Origin of the sequence: Pseudomonas sp. FYR_7, from assembly GCF_043106155.1 — a bacterium.
In the GTDB taxonomy this organism is placed as follows: domain Bacteria; phylum Pseudomonadota; class Gammaproteobacteria; order Pseudomonadales; family Pseudomonadaceae; genus Aquipseudomonas; species Aquipseudomonas parafulva_B.
The window spans coordinates 85932-105049 of sequence record NZ_JBICMI010000014.1 but is presented as its reverse complement, the minus strand read 5'-3'; the positions used below and the strand labels follow the sequence as shown (position 1 = coordinate 105049).

Annotated in this window: 15 protein-coding genes and 1 pseudogene; 6 read left to right on the top strand and 10 right to left on the bottom strand. The window is 62.5% G+C overall.

Annotated features, from left to right (window positions below):
* A partial coding sequence (locus ACF8R3_RS03605; RefSeq protein ID WP_392514987.1) for a transposase occupies positions 1-369 on the bottom strand: 369 nt, incomplete at its 3' end.
* A gap of 323 nt (positions 370-692) precedes the next feature.
* Here ACF8R3_RS03605 and ACF8R3_RS03600 point away from each other — a divergent pair.
* Entirely contained in the window at positions 693-1601 is a 909-nt protein-coding gene (locus ACF8R3_RS03600; protein ID WP_392514985.1) for an RHS repeat-associated core domain-containing protein, read from the top strand.
* Positions 1602-1735: 134 nt separating this feature from the next.
* Positions 1736-2005 (top strand): annotated as a pseudogene (locus tag ACF8R3_RS03595) (alkaline phosphatase PhoX); the annotation flags it as partial.
* Positions 2006-2156: 151 nt separating this feature from the next.
* Here the strand turns inward: ACF8R3_RS03595 and ACF8R3_RS03590 are convergent.
* The gene (locus ACF8R3_RS03590; RefSeq protein ID WP_197844831.1) at positions 2157-2468 is read right to left on the bottom strand and encodes an NGG1p interacting factor NIF3; all 312 of its coding nucleotides are present in this window, start codon (positions 2466-2468) and stop codon (positions 2157-2159) included.
* Between the two features lie 3 nt (positions 2469-2471).
* The gene (gene purL, locus ACF8R3_RS03585; RefSeq protein WP_196186635.1) at positions 2472-6371 is read right to left on the bottom strand and encodes a phosphoribosylformylglycinamidine synthase; all 3900 of its coding nucleotides are present in this window, start codon (positions 6369-6371) and stop codon (positions 2472-2474) included.
* Between the two features lie 356 nt (positions 6372-6727).
* On the opposite strand from purL, the gene mltF reads away from it, so the two are divergent.
* Positions 6728-8185 carry a membrane-bound lytic murein transglycosylase MltF gene (gene mltF / locus ACF8R3_RS03580; protein ID WP_058604478.1) on the top strand — a complete coding sequence of 486 codons (1458 nt, stop codon included), beginning with the start codon at positions 6728-6730 and terminating at the stop codon, positions 8183-8185.
* A gap of 9 nt (positions 8186-8194) precedes the next feature.
* Here the strand turns inward: mltF and tadA are convergent, their stop codons facing one another.
* The 6 genes from tadA to ACF8R3_RS03550 all read right to left on the bottom strand — a co-directional run bounded on the left by tadA (position 8195) and on the right by ACF8R3_RS03550 (position 13419).
* Entirely contained in the window at positions 8195-8674 is a 480-nt protein-coding gene (tadA, locus tag ACF8R3_RS03575; RefSeq protein ID WP_100852136.1) for a tRNA adenosine(34) deaminase TadA, read from the bottom strand.
* Positions 8674-10056: a multicopper oxidase family protein gene (locus ACF8R3_RS03570; RefSeq protein ID WP_058638582.1), complete on the bottom strand. Its 1383-nt coding sequence runs from the start codon at positions 10054-10056 to the stop codon at positions 8674-8676. The genes tadA and ACF8R3_RS03570 overlap by 1 nt, the downstream gene beginning before the upstream one ends.
* Positions 10057-10181: 125 nt before the next feature.
* Positions 10182-11642, bottom strand: coding sequence for a M48 family metallopeptidase (locus ACF8R3_RS03565; RefSeq protein ID WP_392514982.1), 1461 nt, complete (start codon positions 11640-11642; stop codon positions 10182-10184).
* Positions 11639-12316, bottom strand: coding sequence for a hypothetical protein (locus tag ACF8R3_RS03560; protein WP_058604474.1), 678 nt, complete (start codon positions 12314-12316; stop codon positions 11639-11641). Before ACF8R3_RS03560 ends, ACF8R3_RS03565 begins: the two co-directional genes overlap by 4 nt.
* The gene (locus tag ACF8R3_RS03555) at positions 12309-12968 is read right to left on the bottom strand and encodes a hypothetical protein (RefSeq protein ID WP_392514980.1); all 660 of its coding nucleotides are present in this window, start codon (positions 12966-12968) and stop codon (positions 12309-12311) included. Before ACF8R3_RS03555 ends, ACF8R3_RS03560 begins: the two co-directional genes overlap by 8 nt.
* A 16-nt stretch (positions 12969-12984) precedes the next feature.
* Positions 12985-13419, bottom strand: coding sequence for a hypothetical protein (locus ACF8R3_RS03550; RefSeq protein WP_392514979.1), 435 nt, complete (start codon positions 13417-13419; stop codon positions 12985-12987).
* Between the two features lie 175 nt (positions 13420-13594).
* Between ACF8R3_RS03550 and ACF8R3_RS03545 the strand changes: the two genes are divergently transcribed.
* Both ACF8R3_RS03545 and ACF8R3_RS03540 read left to right on the top strand, forming a co-directional pair.
* Positions 13595-14542, top strand: a complete 948-nt coding sequence (locus ACF8R3_RS03545; protein WP_196127379.1) for an AraC family transcriptional regulator — start codon at positions 13595-13597, stop codon at positions 14540-14542.
* 187 nt (positions 14543-14729) lie between these two features.
* Entirely contained in the window at positions 14730-16676 is a 1947-nt protein-coding gene (locus ACF8R3_RS03540; RefSeq protein ID WP_392514977.1) for a putative bifunctional diguanylate cyclase/phosphodiesterase, read from the top strand.
* Positions 16677-16732: 56 nt separating this feature from the next.
* Here ACF8R3_RS03540 and ACF8R3_RS03535 read toward each other — a convergent pair whose 3' ends face one another.
* Positions 16733-17665, bottom strand: coding sequence for a LysR family transcriptional regulator (locus ACF8R3_RS03535; protein ID WP_182139042.1), 933 nt, complete (start codon positions 17663-17665; stop codon positions 16733-16735).
* A 138-nt stretch (positions 17666-17803) separates the two neighbouring features.
* Here ACF8R3_RS03535 and ACF8R3_RS03530 point away from each other — a divergent pair, with 138 nt between their 5' ends.
* Positions 17804-19033: an FAD-dependent oxidoreductase gene (locus tag ACF8R3_RS03530; RefSeq protein WP_392514975.1), complete on the top strand. Its 1230-nt coding sequence runs from the start codon at positions 17804-17806 to the stop codon at positions 19031-19033.
* Positions 19034-19118: the final 85 nt, after the last annotated feature.

Here is a 19118-nt window from a genome sequence, read left to right as displayed (position 1 = left end):
GGCCGGCGGAGGGCTCCAGGGCCGGAGTTCGTTACCTTCGTTCCTAAGGAAACGGGATAGTAGTCGAGCATCAGATGGATCAGTTTTTACACGTCCCCCGACACCTTTTCTGTAGTTGCTTAACTGGAATCCGTCGACGACATAAACCTGAAAACCCATCCCGTGGGCTAGTTCAACCAAGTCCAAGTGGTAGACATTGGTAGCCTCAACGGCGATCGCCGTGTGGGCCGCTTGCTGTTTGAGCCACTTCTTGATTTCTGGCTTAGCGTTTTTAATCTTGATAATTTCATCGCGGTCGTCGTGATGAATAACCAGCTCCGCTTTTGCGACATCTACACCCACGATTAACCGATCTACCTGCATTGCCATGGGTGGCTCCTCACGTTATGGTTCTAGGGCTTGAAGGGGTGGGGCGATGTCTCCCACAGTCTGTACTGCTGCTGACAGTCAGAATCGGCTTTAGCGTCCCACCACCCCTTCAAGTCTAACCATACAAGCGGGCCAGCCCGCGAACACCGACACAGCCGATGCCATATACACCGCGTTGGATTCTTCGCGAGCGCCTCCCTTTCATTTCCCCTCGAAACTGCAGTTCCATTGGAAGCAGTCAAACCACCTGATAAATCTGCTAGTAGACGTAGGCGAGCCAGTAGTAAATCATCCAGTCACATACTTCGCCACGGGCTACGTATATGCGTTCGACAGTGCTCCCGACAAAAAAGAAAAAATTTTTCTTCCAAGGCCCTAAACTGGCTTGCGAAGTAAGTGACAGCCCACGTCGCCTGCTCTGGGCCAATGGCATTGCATTAGCAGAATCAGATGCAATAACAACAAGCAGTCAACTCTTGCAATCTGACAATTCAAACACCGCATTGCGCGGTATTCCTGCAGGCACTCAACAGAACTTTTCACCCTATGGTTTTCTGCACGCAGCCCCATCAACACATCTTGTTACGTTCAGCGGGCAGCGGCTCGATACAATGCTGGACTGTTATGTTCTCGGCAATGGACGCCGACTCTACAGTAGCAGATCGAGGCGATTTCTCCAGGCTGACACTATGTCTCCATTCGGTAAAGGCGGGCCTAACGGCTACTGCTATTGCCAGAACGATCCCATCAACCGGCATGACCCTAGTGGAAAAATGTGGGAATGGATCAAGCGCGGAGTAAATTGGCTTGTTGGTCAACGTCCAACTATTTCTGTGGATAGAGCACAGCTACGTATCGGCGGCGAACGCACTCAGAGCCCAAATTTAACACTTATCCTGCATAGAGCCGGGCACACACCAGCACCGGACTCATATCATGTATCTGTAGATATCGGTGACGTCGAGTTTATCGCAGGTGTTGGAAATAGGATTATTAACAGTGCCGAAGTACTAGAACCCCTATCCAGCCTAATAATTAACCGCGCAGAAAATGCAGCCATTGCAGCCGCAGCTAATCTTTTAACCTATCAAGCGACGAACACACTTACTCTCGGCGTTGCCGTCCAGCTGGCAACCCATAGTTACCTTGAAAGAAGACTTATCAGAGACACTATCGGGGAGGTTCGAGTTACACCTATTCAACCTGATCCTTATGACTATATCCGTCACTAAACTTAATTTAACAATCCAGTGGCGCTGTCAAGCAGATTAGCGCAGTGACGTAGTCTTGGGACGCGCTTCGTCCAAGAACGCATCGCTCAGCAAAAACACTTCCACGACAGTTCGAGTGAAATCATACTGCTTCCCTGGTAGCAGCCAGCGACAAGCGAATGCCGATGAATACGCAAAACCAGGTGGACCTGCGCCGCTTCTTGGTCGGGCCGAATGATTGCGAGGTGACCGGGATTGCCATTACCCCGGACAACAAGACGCTGTTCGTCAACATTCACCACCCGGGGAACTGGCCATATACCGACAAGGCTACAGATGCTACCCCGGCTGCGGCCAAGGTGAGACGGCGGGCTTCGACGGTGGTGATTCAGCGCAATGATGGCGGGGAGATCGGGACTGCCTGATCGTCCAGCGTACAGGGGCCGCTTTGCTGCCCATTCGCGGCACAAGGCTCCTGCAGGGGGTACGCGATCTCACAAGGTTCAGGACCTGTGAAATACGAGTGGGAGCGGGCGTGTCGAGGCGTCGAACCGCCGCGAGCACCCTTGCTACGCTCTAGAACTCGGCGAGCCGCCAAACCTCGTAGGCTGGCGTCTCGTACGGGTGGCTTTGCCTGAGCGCTGCGACGACCTGGGCAACTAGATCGTCAGCCACCACCAGCTCCACCTTCCACTCTTCCACCACCTCGACCTGACCGGTTTGCCCGAGATACGGCTGGCTGCCGTCCAACGGACGAAACTGGCCCTGGCCCAAGGTCTGCCAGGCGCAGTGGTCATAATCACCCATGTGCCCACCACCCGCGGCGAACACAGCAGCCTTGACCACCTCAACATGGCTGGCAGGAACAAAGAAGGCGAGCTTGTACACGCCTTAGTTCACCCACACCCGCGCATTACGGAACATGCGCATCAACGCCGCATCTTCCTGCCACTCATCCGGGCGCCACGAGTTCTGTACGGCACGGAACACACGCTCCGGGTGCGGCATCATGATGGTCACGCGGCCGTCGCGGCTGGTGAGCCCGGTGATACCGCGAGGCGAGCCGTTGGGGTTGGCCGGGTAGGCCTCGGTGGCCTTGCCGTGGTTGTCCACGTAACGCAGCGCCACGCAACCGGACACATCAGCCTCCAGCAAGGCCTCTTCACTGGCGAACTCGGCATGGCCCTCGCCGTGGGCGATGGCGATCGGCATGCGCGAACCGGCCATGCCCTGCAGGAAGATCGAGTTGGACTTCTGCACCTCGACCATGGCCACCCGCGCCTCGAACTGCTCGGAGCGGTTACGCACGAAGTGCGGCCAGTACTCGGTACCCGGGATCAGCTCATGCAGATTGGACATCATCTGGCAACCGTTGCACACGCCCAGGGCGAAGCTGTCGTTGCGCTCGAAGAACGCCTGGAAGGCATCACGCGCACGGCTGTTGAACAGGGCTGACTTGGCCCAGCCCTCGCCGGCACCCAACACGTCGCCGTAGGAGAAACCGCCACAGGCGACCAGGCCCTTGAAGGCCTCGAAGTCCACGCGACCGGCAAGAATGTCGCTCATGTGCACGTCGATGGCCGCGAACCCGGCACGGTCGAAGGCAGCCGCCATTTCGACCTGGCCGTTGACGCCCTGCTCGCGCAGGATGGCCACTTGCGGACGCACGCCCTTCTTGATGTAGGGCGCGGCGATGTCATCGTTGACATCGAAGCCAAGCTTGACCGACAGCCCTGGGTTGTCTTCTTCGAGCAGCAGGTCGAATTCCTGATCGGCGCAATCGGCGTTGTCGCGCAGGCGCTGGATCTGGTAACTGGTTTCAGCCCACTGGCGCTGCAGCATGCGGCGGTCGTCATCGAACAGCACTTCGCCGTTCAGGCTGATGGAGATTTCGGCGTTGTTGACCGGCTTGCCGATCACCGCCACGCACTGCTCACCCAGGCCTGCGGCGCTGAACTGGACCAGTACGTCCGGGGTAGCGTCCTGGCGCACCTGGATGACCGCGCCCAGCTCTTCGTTGAAGAGGATCGCCGGGATGTCGGCCTTGCTGTCGGTCAGCGGATCGAGGTGCAAGTCCAGGCCGCAGTGGCCAGCGAAGGCCATTTCCAGCACGGTGGTGACCAGGCCGCCATCGGAACGGTCGTGGTAGGCCAGCAAGTGACCGTCGGCGTTAAGACCCTGGATCACGGCGAAGAACGCCTTGAGGTCTTCGGCGTCGTCGACGTCCGGCGCCTGGGCTGCGATCTTGCCGTAGGTCTGGGCCAGGATCGAGGCACCCATACGGTTCTTGCCACGGCCCAGGTCGATCAGGATGAGGTCGGTCTCGCCCTTGTCCATGCGCAGTTGCGGGGTCAGGGTCTTGCGGATGTCAGTGACCGGGGCGAAGCCTGTGATGATCAGCGACATCGGCGAGGTGACGCTCTTCTCGATGCCCTCTTCGCTCCACTTGGTCTTCATCGACATCGAGTCTTTGCCGACCGGGATGGTGATGCCCAGCTCAGGGCACAGCTCCATGCCGACAGCCTTGACGGTGTCGTACAGGCGCGCGTCTTCACCTGGGTGGCCGGCAGCGGACATCCAGTTGGCCGACAGCTTGATGTCGGACAGCTTGTCGATGTGCGAAGCGGCCAGGTTGGTGATGGTTTCGCCGATGGCCATGCGCCCGGATGCCGGGGCATCCAGCAGTGCCAGCGGAGTACGCTCGCCCATGGCCATGGCTTCGCCGGTGTAGACATCGAAGCTGGTGGCGGTGACGGCGCAGTCGGCCACCGGTACCTGCCAAGGGCCGACCATCTGGTCGCGGGCGACCAGGCCGGTGATGGTGCGGTCGCCGATGGTGATCAGGAAGCTCTTGCTGGCCACGGCCGGGTGGCTCAGCACGCGCTGTACAGCGGTGTCCAGGTCCAGCTCGCTCGGGTCGAAATCATCGCCCAGCTCGGCTTCGCGGGTGACCGAGCGGTGCATGCGTGGCGGCTTGCCCAGCAACACGTCGAGCGGCATGTCGACCGGAGTGTTGTCGAAGTGGCTGTCGGTGACGGTCAGGTGCTGTTCTTCGGTGGCTTCGCCGACCACGGCGAACGGGCAGCGCTCACGCTCGCAGATGGCCTTGAAGCGCTCGAAGTCGACAGCGCTGACGGCCAGCACGTAACGCTCCTGCGATTCGTTGCTCCAGATTTCGTGCGGGGCCATGCCCGGCTCGTCGTTGGGCACATTGCGCAGCTCGAAGCGACCACCGCGGCCACCGTCGTTGACCAGTTCCGGGAAGGCGTTGGAGATGCCGCCGGCGCCGACATCGTGGATGAAGGCGATCGGGTTGGCGTCGCCCAGCTGCCAGCAGCGGTCGATGACTTCCTGGCAACGGCGCTCCATCTCCGGGTTTTCGCGCTGTACCGAGGCGAAGTCCAGGTCAGCCGAGCTGGCACCGGTGGCTACCGACGAGGCAGCGCCGCCGCCCAGGCCGATCAGCATGGCCGGGCCGCCGAGCACGATCAGCTTGGCGCCGACGGTGATCTCGCCCTTCTGCACGTGGTCTTCACGGATGTTGCCCATGCCGCCGGCGAGCATGATCGGCTTGTGGTAGCCGCGCACTTCTTCACCGTGCGGGGTGTTGATGGACTGCTCGAAGGTACGGAAGTAGCCGGTCAGGGCCGGACGCCCGAACTCGTTGTTGAAGGCCGCGCCGCCCAGCGGGCCTTCGATCATGATGTCGAGGGCGTCCACGATGCGCTCAGGCTTGCCGTAGGCCTGCTCCCAGGGCTGCTCGAAGCCTGGGATGCGCAGGTTGGACACGGTGAAGCCGGTCAGGCCGGCCTTGGGCTTGGCGCCGCGGCCGGTGGCACCTTCGTCACGGATTTCGCCGCCCGAACCGGTCGAGGCACCGGAGAAAGGTGCGATGGCGGTCGGGTGGTTGTGGGTTTCCACCTTCATCAGGATGTGTACCGGCTCCTGCACCGCACCGTACTGGCGGGTTTCAGGATTCGGGTAGAAACGACCTGCAACGTTGCCGACGATGACCGAAGCGTTGTCCTTGTACGCCGACAGCACACCTTCGCTGTGCATCTGGTAGGTGTTCTTGATCATGCCGAACAGGCTCTTGTCCTGCGCCTGGCCGTCGATGTCCCAACTGGCGTTGAAGATCTTGTGGCGACAGTGCTCGGAGTTGGCCTGGGCGAACATCATCAGTTCGATGTCGTTGGGGTTGCGCTTGAGGCCCTGGAACGCGGTGACCAGGTAGTCCACTTCGTCCTCGGCCAGTGCCAGGCCCAGGTCGATGTTGGCCTGGGCCAGGGCGTCGCGGCCGCCGGCAAGGATGTCCACCGACGTCATGGGCCTTGGCTGGGCGTGGCTGAACATGTCGGCGGCCTGCTCCAGCTGGCCCAGCACGCGCTGGGTCATGCGGTCGTGCAACTGCGCCGACACCTGCTCGGCATCGGCGTCGCTGAGGTCACCGGCAACGTAGTACGCAATACCGCGCTCCAGGCGCTGGATCGACTGCAGGCCGCAGTTGTGGGCGATGTCGCTGGCCTTGCTGGCCCAGGGCGAAATAGTGCCCAGGCGCGGCACGACCAGGAACAGGCGACCGGCGGGCTCCTGTACCGGTACGCTCGGGCCGTACTTGAGCAGACGGCCCAGCACCTGCTGCTGGTCGGCGGTCAACTCGCCGTCGGTATCGGCAAAGTGGGCAAATTCGGCATACAAACCAGTAACAGCGGGGACTTTCTGGCTCAGTTGCTCGAGTAACTTACCGTGGCGAAAGGCAGAAAGGGCAGGAGCGCCGCGCAGGATCAACATCGTCGGGACAGCCTCAGAAGGGGTGTGCTTGGAGGCCGTGCATTCTAGCCTAATTCGTTGGCTTGCGGCACCCGCTGTAGCGCAGGGCTGCCGGGCGGCGGAACCGGACCTGCGGGTCAAAATTTCCGGGGGTTCATGCACCTTGCCCAGACGCTGATACAGCCCCACAGGCAACCTCCGTCCAGGCTTTGCACAATGAGGTCCGAGTGCTCTGTTACAGGGTTTACCCCATCAACCGGGCTTGGCACACAGCGCTGGACGGCACGATCAGACAGCAAACGCCTGAAAAGCGCTATCAGACAAGCTAACCGTTGTCGAGATATGGCACGGCCAGTCCTTTGCGTATACTGCAACCTATGTTCACCCACACTGCTTTGCGCCAGCGTTGCGCCAGATGGCTTTTCGCAACCGGACTCTTTCTGCTGCTTGGTGGCTGCGTTGAAAAACCCAGTACCCTCGAGCGCGTGAAGGAGGACGGCGTGCTGCGCGTGATCACCCGCAACAGCCCGGCCACTTATTTCCAGGATCGCAACGGTGAGACCGGCTTCGAGTACGAACTGGTCAAGCATTTTGCCGACGACCTGGGCGTGAAGCTGGAAATCGAGACCGCCGACAACCTCGACGAGCTGTTTGACGACCTTGGCAAGCCGTCCGGCCCGGTGCTGGCAGCCGCCGGCCTTGTCAGCAGCGAACGGCGCCAGGCCCAGGCGAAGTTTTCACACCCCTACTTGGAGGTGACGCCTCAGGTCATCTACCGCAATGGCCGCTCGCGCCCGACCAACGCCCAAGGCCTGGTCGGCAAGAAGATCATGGTGCTCAAGGGCAGCAGCCACGCCGATCAACTGGCCGAGCTGAAAAAACAGTACCCGGGCCTGCAATACGAAGAATCCGATGCCGTGGAAGTGGTGGACTTGCTGCGCATGGTCGACGAGGGGCAGATCGACCTCACCCTGGTGGATTCCAACGAACTGGCCATGAACCAGGTGTACTTCCCCAACGTGCGCGTGGCCTTCGACCTGGGCGAGTCCCGCGACCAGCGCTGGGCTGTCGCCGCAGGCGAGGACAACAGCCTGCTGAACGAGGTGAACGAATTCCTCGACAAGTCCCAGAAGAACGGCACCCTGCAGCGCCTGAAGGACCGTTATTACGGGCATGTCGATGTACTGGGCTATGTGGGCGCCTACACCTTCGCCCAGCACCTGCAGCAACGTTTGCCCAAGTACGAGAAGCATTTCAAGAGCTATGCCAAGGTCGAGCAGGTGGACTGGCGCCTGTTGGCCGCCATCGGCTACCAGGAGTCCATGTGGCAGCCGGAAGTCACCTCCAAGACCGGCGTGCGCGGCCTGATGATGCTGACCCAGCGCACCGCACAGGCCATGGGCGTCTCCAACCGCCTGGACCCCAAGCAAAGCATCAAGGGTGGCGCCAAGTACTTCATGAAGATCAAGGCCGAGCTGGACGACAGCATCCAGGAGCCCGACCGCACCTGGTTCGCGCTGGCCGCCTACAACGTCGGCAGCGGCCACCTGGAAGACGCGCGCACCCTGGCCAAGCGCGAGAAGCTCAACCCCAACAAGTGGCTGGATGTGAAGAAGATGCTGCCGCGCCTGGCGCAGAAGCAATGGTACCGCCAGACCAAGTACGGCTATGCACGGGGCGGCGAACCGGTGCACTTTGTCGCCAACATCCGCCGCTACTACGACATTCTCACCTGGGTTACCCAGCCTCAGCTCGAAGGCCAGGTGGCAGAGGGCAACCTGCATGTCCCGGGTGTGAACAAGGCTAAACCGGCAGAGCAGTCACCGCCGCTGTAGCCGGTCACGTCACGGCTTGGACCGGCGAGCCCTGAAGAAGTCACTGAGCACTTGCCCGCACGCCTCGGCCATCACGCCACCCTCCACCAGCACACGGTGGTTCAGAAAGCCCTGCCCGAAGAACTGGCCCTGGCTCTGCACGATCCCCGCCTTGGGTTCCAGTGCGCCGAAAACCACGCGCATCACCCGCGCATGCACGATCAACCCGGCGCACATGCTGCACGGCTCCAGGGTCACGTACAGCGTGCTGCCAGGCAGGCGGTAGTTGCCGACCGCGCGAGCTGCGGCGCGGATCGCCACCATCTCGGCATGGGCACTGGGGTCGCTGTCGGTGATCGGGCGGTTGAAGCCCTGGCCGATGACCTGGCCGTCCTGCACCAGCACGGCGCCCACCGGTACTTCCCCCAGCTGTGCGCCCTCGGCGGCCAATGCCAACGCCATGCGCATGTAGGTCTGGTCGTGGCTGCGGTCGATGATCTGCGGTCGCATCAGACCACCGCGATCGCGGCCATCAGGCCGGTTTCCATGTGGTCGATGACGTGGCAGTGGAACATCCAGGTGCCCGGGTTATCGGCGACCAGCGCAACCTGGGCGCGCTCGTTCTTGCCCAGCAGATAGGTGTCGGTGAACCACGGCTCCTTGATGTCATGCCGGTTGGAACCAATCACTTTGAAGCTCATGCCGTGCAAGTGGATGGGGTGCTGGTACTGGGTCATGTTCTTCAATTCGAAAATGTAGCTCTTGCCCCTGGTCAGCGTTGCGATCGGGCGATCTGCGCAGGTTTTGTCGGTGATGTCCCAGGCCTGGCCGTTGATCTGCCACAGGCTCGGCGGCTTGCCCTGGTCGGTGCCGACCGACACCTTGCCTGCCCACTCGAAGTTGAAGTTGAGCTTTTCGGCGTTTTCCAGGTCCGGCTCGGCGATGGGGTTGGGCGGCAGCGCCGCTGGCCAGTCGCTGGGCGCATCCGGGTTGGCCACCGCGCGCAGGGTGCCCAGCCGCACGAAGCCGTCGCGCAGGGAAATCTCTTCACCGGCGTTGGGAATGCGGATCGCCAGGCAAATGCGCATGCCAGGCCCCAGCCAGTAGTCATCTTCCAATGGCCGGGGGGTGACGGGGTTGCCATCGAGCGCGTAGATCCGCGCTTCGCAGTTGCCCTTGAGGTTGATGCGGTACGTCCAGGTGTTGTCCAGGTTCAGCAAGCGCACGCGCACCACCTGCCCTGCCGGTAGCTCGGTCACGGCATCGGCCTGGCCGTTGATGGTGATCAGCCGCCCTGCGGTGCCATTGCGCGCCGCCTCGCGCGGGATGCTGAACGGCATCCAGCCCCCCTGCTCGTCCACATGCCAGGTCTTGAGGTTGAGCGTGCGCTCATGCTTGAAACCGGTAGGTTCGCGCTCCTCGACGATCAGCGGGCCAACCAGGCCCCGGCCCAGCTCCTCGGAGCTGCTGACATGGGGGTGGTACCAGTAGCTGCCAGCATCGGGCACCCGGAACTTGTAGTCGAAATACTCCCCTGGCTTGACCGGCAACTGCGACACATACGGCACGCCATCCATTTCCAGCGGCAGGCGGATGCCATGCCAGTGGATGGTGGTTTCGATCGGCAGGTGGTTGATGAAGCGCACGCGCAACCAGGTGCCCTGCCGCACGCGCAGCTCGGTCCCCGGGGCACTGGGCCCGAACGCCCAGGCTTCGGTTGTATGTCCAGGGACCAGTTCGACGTCCAGCGGCGCTGCGATCAGCTCGTAGTCATGGCCGGCATTGTCATCTTCGACCTTGCCCAGCCAGTACCGCGCGGCGCCCCCCGCGCCCAGGCCAACCACAACCAGGCCGGTCAGGCCCTTGAGCATTTGTCGACGGGTGAAGGACATCGCAGCGGGTACCTCGTGTTCGGCACAAACAGTTCACCAGCGGGCGCTGATGAGGAAGGGCGAATACGATACACCTGCAAATGGGAAAGATTAAGTGAATGATCGCCCGATGTGCCCTGAAGCGCTCAATCGGCTTGTGCGTGCGGCGCTTTGCACAGTTGGCCGAACCAGTGACGTTCCTCGACGCCCGGCGCCCGGGTAGCGGCGCCCAGCAGCGGCGGGTCGGGCGCCACATTCAATGCCTGCAGGCGGGAAGCGGCTGCAGGGTGAGTGTCGAACGGGTGCGCCATGACGGCACTCAGCACCTCGTCACCGACCTGCAACGGGTGACGCTCGAGGTAGCCAGGCAGGGCTCGGTCGACGCCTTGCCCACCACACGTCGCCAGCACCGTATCGACCGCAGGCTGCAGCGCAATGATGCGCAGCAGGGTCTGTGCGAACAGCCGTTGCCCGCCGACTGCAGCGCCTGCCTGGTCCGCCAGCAGCTCCTGCGACCGCCCCCAATGCAGCACCGCACGCTGGAAATGGTGCAGGAACTGCCAGGCCATCCACAGCGTTGGGCGCTGCGTCCAGGGCGCGGGCTCGTCGTGGCCGACCAGTGCCGAGAAATGGGCAAGCATCATGCTGAACTGTGCGTTGGTCTGGCTCGCGCGTTCGGTGTCCTGATGCCGGAAATGACCCAGTTCGTGTCCAATGACCGCGCCAGCTTCCGCCTGGCTGAGTATGCCCAGGTAGGGCAGCGGCAAATACAGCGTGCGGCCCGTCAGCGGCAAGCCGGCAGGCTGAAGCAGAATCGGCACGCTGGTGACGAAAAAGCCCTGGTCGAGCCCGACCACGATGTTGTCGGGGACCGGTGCCTGAAGCTGCGCCGCCAGGCCTTCGACCCAGCGCCATATGCCGGGTGCACTGTCCCGATCAAGCGCCCTGCCCAGAAAGGATGTGCTCTGATCGAGCACCAGCGGCCAGCGTCGATGCAACCGCCTGGCCAGTTGCAGGCAGACCAGCACGCACGAGGCCAGCGGCAGCACGATGAACAGCACCGTCAACCCACCCTCCGCCACCCGGCTGGTCGCAACGCTCAGCTCGTACAGCAAGGCCAGGCTCAACGCAGCAGCCAGCAAGCCCAGATGCAGTACCAGCCACTTGCCCAGGGCACGCCAACGCCGGGTCATGTGCCGCTGCAAGAACTCAATTGAGCGCAGCGCCCGCCAGGCGTCCAGCCTGAGCCTGAGCCATGTCCCGACCGCAGTCAGCAAGGCCAGAACCGCCAGCAGCCCGCTCGTGACGGCCAGGACCTTGCGCAGAGACTGCCCGCCAAGGCCCGCCTCATAACGGTCAAGCTCACGTTGAAGCCGCTCACGTCGGTCTGCTTGGGGGATGTAGGGGTTACGCTCGGCCTTGGGCAGGGCCTGCAAAAGCGTGTCGCTTGGCGCATCTAGCCACTGGCGTATCGCCTGTGCCTGCGCCTGGGCCACCTCGACGCGCCAGAGTTGCACCTGGCTCCACCCCAGCACCAGCAGCGGCAACAACAGCAGGGCCAAGCCCCAGCCTACGCGCCTGAACAGCCGTATGGCCTCGTTGCTCATGGCGCAGCCCGCCGCAAGGCATCGCCTTGGCGAGCCACGGCCGGGAACAATTGTGCCAAGGTGCGCCTGGCCTGTGCTGCCTGCAGGTAGGGGTAGAGTACGTCCACCAGCTCTGCCAGCGCGAGCCTGCGCCCCGCCCGGGTGAAGTTGCAGGCCCACACCTTGAGCCGCAGGCCACCGGCGATCAGCTGAGCATCAGGTGCTGCGAGCGCCTTGAAACCTGGGGCCTTGAGGACAGGCGCGGCGCCGAACGCGGCGAGGCTGAACACCAGGTGCGTACTGAGCCGCCGCTGTTCGACATCGAAGCCTTCGAACGCTTCCCATGGCACTGGGGCCAAGGCGTTGGCGAAAGCGACCGTGTCACGGGTCACCGCCAGTGCGCACCGCCCATGGCGCTGGTACAGCGCCCAGGCACTGACCAGGGCCACCAGCCCGATGCCGACCAACCCTGCGCCGAATGCCCACAGCAGCACCTTCACTGTGCTGGCGGTCTGCGGACCGAAGAGCATGGGCAGGCTCGCGAGCCAGCCACCGAGCCCAATCGCCACCAACCCGATGACTGCACACGAAAGTGTCTTGCCCAGCGAGTGTTCATGCAGCTCGAACGACTCATCGGGGCCGACGGCATTTACCTGCAGGTAGGTCAGGTCGGCATTGGCGCCGGTATTATCCATTGGCCTGCAGCAGCTCAAGCTGACGCTGGGCGTGGGCGGCATCGCAGTAGGCCGTCAGTACGGCCAGCACTTCTTCGTTGGACAGCTTGCGCCCGTTTTGCGCAAGCCCCGCCGACATGATGCGAACCTGGGGGCGCGGCTTCTTCAGCACCATGGCCTGGTTACCGAAGAACTGCAGCTTCACCACTCGGTGGGTAGGCAGTACGGCATCGCTGCTCATCTCCAGCGTCTGCACCTTCACCAGCCCTTCATCCTTGACCGAGATATCCTGCACCTGCGCCAAGTCCACCGGCGCGTCCAACGTGTCGACGAACAGTTGTCGGCGCGTCAGGCGCATGAACACCTGGGTACCGGCGTTGCGGTGCTGCCAGGTCACGGCAGCGGCGATGAGCACAATGAAGGCGGTGGCCACGATCGGCCCGGTGCGCTGCATGCTGATGCCGATTCCGAACAGAATCAGGGCACCGACCAGCAATACTGGCCCCCACACGCGATAACGACGAGAGTTGGTGAACTCGCTCTGCTCCGGCACACGTTCAATCACTTGCCGAAGCTCGGCAATGACATGCTCGCGCTGGGCCGTGCGCGACTGGTCGTAGTCATTGCCCAGCGACCCGGACAAGTCGGCCAATGGATCGGTATGTTCACTCATGATCGATACCCCTCGGTTATTTCTTGGCAGCCAGGTAATCGGTCAGAAACGCCTCGGCATTGCCTTGGTGCGACAGACCTTCTGAGTAGCCGACCTGACGCGGCTGCGCCTCGCCTGGCAGGTACAGCTCGCCCCCCCACATGCCCTGGACGATCAGCACGACGAATTTCTTGCCATCGACGTCGGTCCAGTAGCGGGTATCCTTGGCGGTCTTCTCGACGTGCATTTTCTGGATGCGCATATCCCAGTCGTGATCGACGCCTTCCACCTGCACCAGCGCCTCGTTGGCGGCGCGCTCGCCAATGCGCAGCGTCCATACCTTGACCCCTTCGGTGCCCAAGTACGCGACGACGTTCTTGGCTACGTCCGGGCGGTCTTCGGCCTGGGCCTGACCGATACACAGGGTGAACACGGCAACCAGCAAGGCAGCCCATTTCCGATAAGCGAGCATGATTTTGTTTCCTGATCTGCAACAAAACGCGTATTGAAGGACTCAATAGGCAGGCTGCCAACCCAGTTGCCCGTTCATCACAACAAACAGCGTGTTGGTCACAACGACTGTTGTCGAAAATGTGCGCGCGTTACCATTTCCGGCCGACGCTGCCCCACCGAGAAACCGAGTCTGCATGCAATCGCTAACCCCCTACCTGGATACCGCCTTCTGTTTCGACAGCCCTGGCTCCCTGGCCCAGGCAGGCGTGCTGGATGCGCGTGCCGCCCATGTCATGGGCAGTGCCACGGGGCATTATCGGGCACAGACCGTGCGCCAGGGCCTGCAGTACTTCGATTGCCACCTGCACTTTCCAGAGCCCCTGCGCATCGACAAGGTGCTGCCCGAGAGCCTGTGCATCGTGCAGGTGTTCGACGGCGCCTGGCAGCACAAGGTCGATGGCAGGCTGAACCAGTACGATACCGGTCGGCTGCACGTGCTTGGCCTGAGCGAGAGCCTTGAAGCCCAGGACCAGTTGCCGGTCGACAGCCATGCGCGCATGGCCGGCGTGCGCATTGCCGGTGACGCATTGCGCGAGCTGGCCCAGGACGATCCGCAGTTTCATCCGTTGCTGGCATTGCTGGCCGATGGCATGCACTTCGACCAGTTGCCCCAGTGTCCCTCGCTCAGCCGCCTGTTCCAGCAGCTCTATCGCTCACCCTACAGCGGTAGCTTGCGCCGCCTGCACTATGAAAGCCTGAGCCTGGGGATCGTACTGGAGCTGGCCAGCCATCTGTCAGGCCAGGCCCTGACACCTGAGCCGCAGCAAGACGGTGGCCGCCGTGACCTGGCCCTGGAAACGCGTCGGCTGCTGGACACCAGCCCCACTGCCCCGCCGTCCGTCGCCGCCCTGGCCAAGCAGCTGAAGGTGAGCGAGACCACGCTGCGCCGAGCCTTCAGCCAGCAGTTTGGCTGTTCGATCCTGCAGTACATTCGCCAACAGCGCCTTGAGCTTGCGCGCATCCTGGTACTGGAGCGCAAATGGCAGATTTCGCAGATCGCCTATCACGTCGGCTATGCCAACCCGGCGAACTTCTGCCATGCCTACAAGGCCTATTTCGGGCACACCCCCGGCACGGAATGACCGGCGCTGCTCACCGTGGCGTTGCCAGGCGGGAACGAAATCAAAGTGCCACCAGTCTGAACGATTGCAGCAACCAGAAGCTCGGCCGATACGGTCCGTGAGAGCAGCGTTCTGTCCTGCTCGGTTCGAGCTGAAAAAGGCAATCCGTTCGGTTATTTATCTGGTTGTATTTTCAGAGCGTCGCCTGATGAAAAAAACACTGCTCGGCGTGCGAGCTTTGATGTCCGTACCCAAGGACAACCCCGACCTGGTCAAGGCGCAATACATCGCGCTGTCGCGCCAGCTGCCCATGATGTACTTCATCCTGCTGATCAACACGCTGATGCTGGCGGGCACCCACTTCACGGTGGCGCCGCGCTGGCTGGTGGTGTACTGCCCGATGATCATGACGTTGTTCGGCCTGGTCCGAGGCGTGGAGTGGATACGTACCCGCAGGCGCGTGCGCAGCCCGGCCCAGATGGTCACGGCACTCAGGCGCACCAACACGCTCGCACCCTTCGTTGCCGTTGCCTTCACGGCCTGGTCGCTGGCGCTGTTCCCCTATGGCGACAGCTACACCCAGGCGCATGTCGCTTTCTACATGGCCATCACCGTGATCGGCTGCATTTTCTGCATGATGCACCTGTTGCCAGCGGCCTTGGCCACGACCGCCGTGGTCAACACGGCGTTCGTGGTGTTTTTCGCCTCCACTTCCATCATCACGTTCATTGCCACCGCGCTCGATGTGCTGCTGGTATCGATCGCCATGCTGGTCATCCTCAAGGCGCAATACACCGATTTCACCCGGCTGGTGAACATGCAGGCGCAGACGGCCAGGCTCAGCGAGGAAAACCTGCAATTGGCAAACCTGGATAGCCTGACCGGGCTTGCCAATCGCCGGCAGTTCTTCTCCCGCCTCGACACGCTATTGACCCATGCCGGCGAGCAGGACACTCGCCTGGCCGTCGGGCTGATAGACCTGGATGGCTTCAAGCCAGTCAACGACCTGTATGGCCACAGTGTGGGCGACAGGTTGCTGTATCAGGTCGGTCAGCGCCTCACCGAGATGCTCGACCAGGGTGTGCACCTGAGCCGGCTGGGGGGCGACGAGTTCGGCCTGATCATCACCCAGGCCCTGGATGACGAGCAGCTACGTGCCTTTGGCGAGAAGCTTTGCACGCGCATGCGCGAGCCGTTCGTGCTGGTGGACATCCCCATTCAGATCAGCGCGTCGCTGGGCATCGCCACCTTTCCAGATCAGGCTTCGTCAGCCACGCAAGCGTACGAATATGCCGACTACGCGCTGTACCAGAGCAAGCGTCATCGCCCTGGCACGGCGTGCCTGTTCAGCGCTGCCCATCGCCAGCAACTCAATCGACAAGGGCTGACCGAGCAGGCCCTGCGCAGGGCGGACCTGGATCGCGAGTTTCACATGGTGTTCCAACCCATCGTGGATGTCCGCAGCGAGCGAACCGTTGCGTTCGAGGCACTGGCGCGCTGGAAAAACCCAGAATTGGGTAATGTGCCACCCAGTGACTTCATCCCGATCGCCGAGCGCATCGGCATGATCAATCGTCTCACCCTGCCTCTGCTGACCAAGGCACTGGACACGGCTGCCAGTTGGCCAGCAGGCATGCGCCTGTCCTTCAACCTCTCCACCCATGACTGTGGCTCGGAAGAGGCCGCCCAGCAGATCGTCGAGCTGATCAAGAGCAGCCGGTTCGACCCCACGTGCCTGGACCTGGAAATCACCGAAACCGCGGCCATTCAGGACCTGCCGCAGGCCCAGCGCGCCATCAGCCGCCTGCGTGAGCTGGGCTGCGGCATTTCCCTGGACGACTTTGGCACCGGTTACTCCAGCCTCAGCCAGATCCATGCGTTGTCGCTGACCAAGCTGAAGGTGGACCGCACCTTCGTTACCGGCATCCAGCTCAACCCGGCCAGCTTGAAAATCGTCAAGTCGCTGATTGCGCTGTGCCAGGACATGCAACTGGAATGCATCGTCGAGGGCGTGGAAACCGCAGCAGAACTCACCACTTTGAAAACCCTGGGCTGCACCTTGGCACAAGGCTACCTGTTCTCCAAGCCCATGCGCCCCAACGCGATCGGGGCGTGGCTTGAGGCCGAGCAATTGGCCAGGGTGCAGGCGATCTGACTGGCCGCGCTTTGGGCCGTGACAGCCTGCCGATGTAACCGCGCGTCCAGCCTTGATCAAGCGCTGGTAGAACCGCTTGGCGAGCTGTGCAACGCCTCCAACCGCTCCTGAATGAACGCCAGCAGGGCTCGCACCCGCGCCGTCACTGAATGGCGGTGGCTGTAAGCCGCCAGCAACTGCAAGGGTGCCGGGCACAGGTCCAGCACCACCTCCTGCAACCGGCCAGCCGTCAGATCCTCCTGGCAGGGATGAGCCGCCACAATCGCAAAGCCTATCCCCTCCCGCGCGCCTGCCACGGCCAACTCACCGCTGTTGACGCGGTAACGGCTGCGCACCGGCACCTTGACCGTTTCGCCCCTGGCGCCCTGAAACTGCCAGGGCTGACCTCCGAGCGCGCTGAGCGTGGTGATGCAAGGCAGCGACTTCAACGCTCGCACGTGCTGCGGGATACCCGTGCGCGCGAGCAGAGACGGGGCAGCGACCACGATGCTCGGTAAGCAGGCGAGCTGGCAGGTGATGAACTCGCTGTCTTCCTGGCGGCCACGGTGAAAGAGGATGCACAGGTCCACGTCCTCACGCAGCACTTCCAGCCCAGTCACCCGGGTATCGCACTCAAGCTCAATGCCAGGGTGCAGGCTGCAGAATTCGGCCAGGATGGGCGCCAATAGCCTCGGGGCCTCACCTGGCATGCACAGCTTCAGTGGCCCTCGCAGCTCGCGCTGTACAGCACCGAGTTCTTCCTGGGTGCAGTGCAAGGCGTCGAGCAAGGGCTTGGCTCGCGCGTACAACAGCCGCCCCGCTTCGGTCATGCGCAGATGCCGGGTGCTGCGCTCAAGCAGGCGCGTACCGAGCTGTCGCTCCAGTGAAGCGACATGGCGACTGACATTGGAAGACGGCATGGCCAGCGCACGCGAGGCGCCGACAAAGCTCTGCTCATCCACCACCGCTGCATAGACACGGACCGCATTCAGATCGAGCTCATTGCGCACTGACTATCCCACCTGAGGTATGAAAACGTCCCATTTTTGCACGCTAGTGATCTGGGAAGGGGAAATCTACGATGGTCCTTTGCCCCAGGCGTCCAGTGACCTGGCGCGGGGCAGCGGATGAACAAGGAGGGCTGGAACGTGGACATTGCGATAGTGGGTGCAGGCATTGCAGGGCTGAGCGCAGCGTTGGCGTTGCGCAAGCAGGGCTTCAGCCCGCGGGTCTTTGAGCGCCGTAGGATGCCAGCAGCCGGAGGCGCCGGTGTGACGCTTTGGCCCAATGCCAGCTTTGTGCTGGAGCAGCTCGGCGTGTTGCAGGACATCCAGGCCGTTGGCGGCCGGCCCCTTGCCATGCGCCGGTACGATGCAGCCGGCAATGCGTTGGGAGGCCTGGACATCGAACTGCTGGACCGAACCATGGGCTACCCCACCGTTACGGTGCTGCGCCGGGATTTGCAGGACGTGTTGCTCGCCCATGCACGATGGATGGGGATTGCAGTCGAATTCGGGCACCAGGCAATGGCCATCGACCTAGATGCCCAGGGCAAGGCGGTGGCCCGCTTCGAGACGGGTACACGCATCTGCCCGGAGGTGCTGATCGGTGCAGACGGACGCATGGCCTCGGTGACGCGTCAGTTCGTCGCGGGTGACAATACCCCGCGCTATCAAGGGTTCGTGAACTGGATCGGCGTGGCACAAGGGTCGGGGGCGCTGGTGGACGATGTGTCGATCCAGGATTACTGGGGAACGGGGCAGCGCTTTGGTGCGGTGGCAGTTCGACCGGACCTGGTGTATTGGGCCGCAGCGCAAGCATGCCCGTTGAACGAAGGGGCTGGCCGAGCCGATGATTGGGCGCAGGTCGAGCACAGGTTCGCCCAATGGCCCGAGCCCGTTTCACGCATCATTCGGGCAACCTCCGAACAGGCCATCCGGCGCATCGCGGTCCACGACCTGGAACCGCTGCACACGTGGAGCCGCGCGAACGTGCTGTTGATCGGCGACGCTGCGCATGCGCCATTGCCCACCTCCGGGCAAGGCGCTTGCCAGGCCCTGGAAGACGCCTGGCACCTGGCTCGCTGCCTGGCCGGTGCCGGCAACGAACCCACCGAGGCCTTTGAGGTATTTACCAGGACGCGCGCCCCTAAAACCGCACGGCTTTCGGAACAGGGCCGGGGCTTTGCACGTGCCTTGTTCGCGACGGACGCCGAAACGTGTCGGTTGCGTGATGCGAGGGTCAGTGCGTGCGACCCAGCGCGGGACGTGCAGGTATTGGCTGCGGGGTGGGCGCAGGGTTTGCCGATGGCAGGAGGGATGCTCAATACGCCATTGACGGAAGACGGCCGGGACAGCGTTTATCGTTTGAGAGGATGACGATGCTTGATGCACATCAGGAGGTGTGCGCGGATTTGGCTGATTCCCCCTCGATTCATCGCCTTTTTGTCACCATCGGTCGTCC

Excerpts from the sequence above, each read along its gene's own strand:
- ACF8R3_RS03600 (WP_392514985.1), top strand. The coding sequence starts at position 693 with ATGCGTTCGACAGTGCTCCCGACAAAAAAGAAAAAATTTTTCTTCCAA.
- purL (WP_196186635.1), bottom strand. The coding sequence starts at position 6,371 with ATGTTGATCCTGCGCGGCGCTCCTGCCCTTTCTGCCTTTCGCCACGGT.
- mltF (WP_058604478.1), top strand. The coding sequence starts at position 6,728 with ATGTTCACCCACACTGCTTTGCGCCAGCGTTGCGCCAGATGGCTTTTC.
- tadA (WP_100852136.1), bottom strand. The coding sequence starts at position 8,674 with ATGCGACCGCAGATCATCGACCGCAGCCACGACCAGACCTACATGCGC.
- ACF8R3_RS03570 (WP_058638582.1), bottom strand. The coding sequence starts at position 10,056 with ATGTCCTTCACCCGTCGACAAATGCTCAAGGGCCTGACCGGCCTGGTT.
- ACF8R3_RS03565 (WP_392514982.1), bottom strand. The coding sequence starts at position 11,642 with ATGAGCAACGAGGCCATACGGCTGTTCAGGCGCGTAGGCTGGGGCTTG.
- ACF8R3_RS03560 (WP_058604474.1), bottom strand. The coding sequence starts at position 12,316 with ATGGATAATACCGGCGCCAATGCCGACCTGACCTACCTGCAGGTAAAT.
- ACF8R3_RS03555 (WP_392514980.1), bottom strand. The coding sequence starts at position 12,968 with ATGAGTGAACATACCGATCCATTGGCCGACTTGTCCGGGTCGCTGGGC.
- ACF8R3_RS03550 (WP_392514979.1), bottom strand. The coding sequence starts at position 13,419 with ATGCTCGCTTATCGGAAATGGGCTGCCTTGCTGGTTGCCGTGTTCACC.
- ACF8R3_RS03545 (WP_196127379.1), top strand. The coding sequence starts at position 13,595 with ATGCAATCGCTAACCCCCTACCTGGATACCGCCTTCTGTTTCGACAGC.
- ACF8R3_RS03540 (WP_392514977.1), top strand. The coding sequence starts at position 14,730 with ATGAAAAAAACACTGCTCGGCGTGCGAGCTTTGATGTCCGTACCCAAG.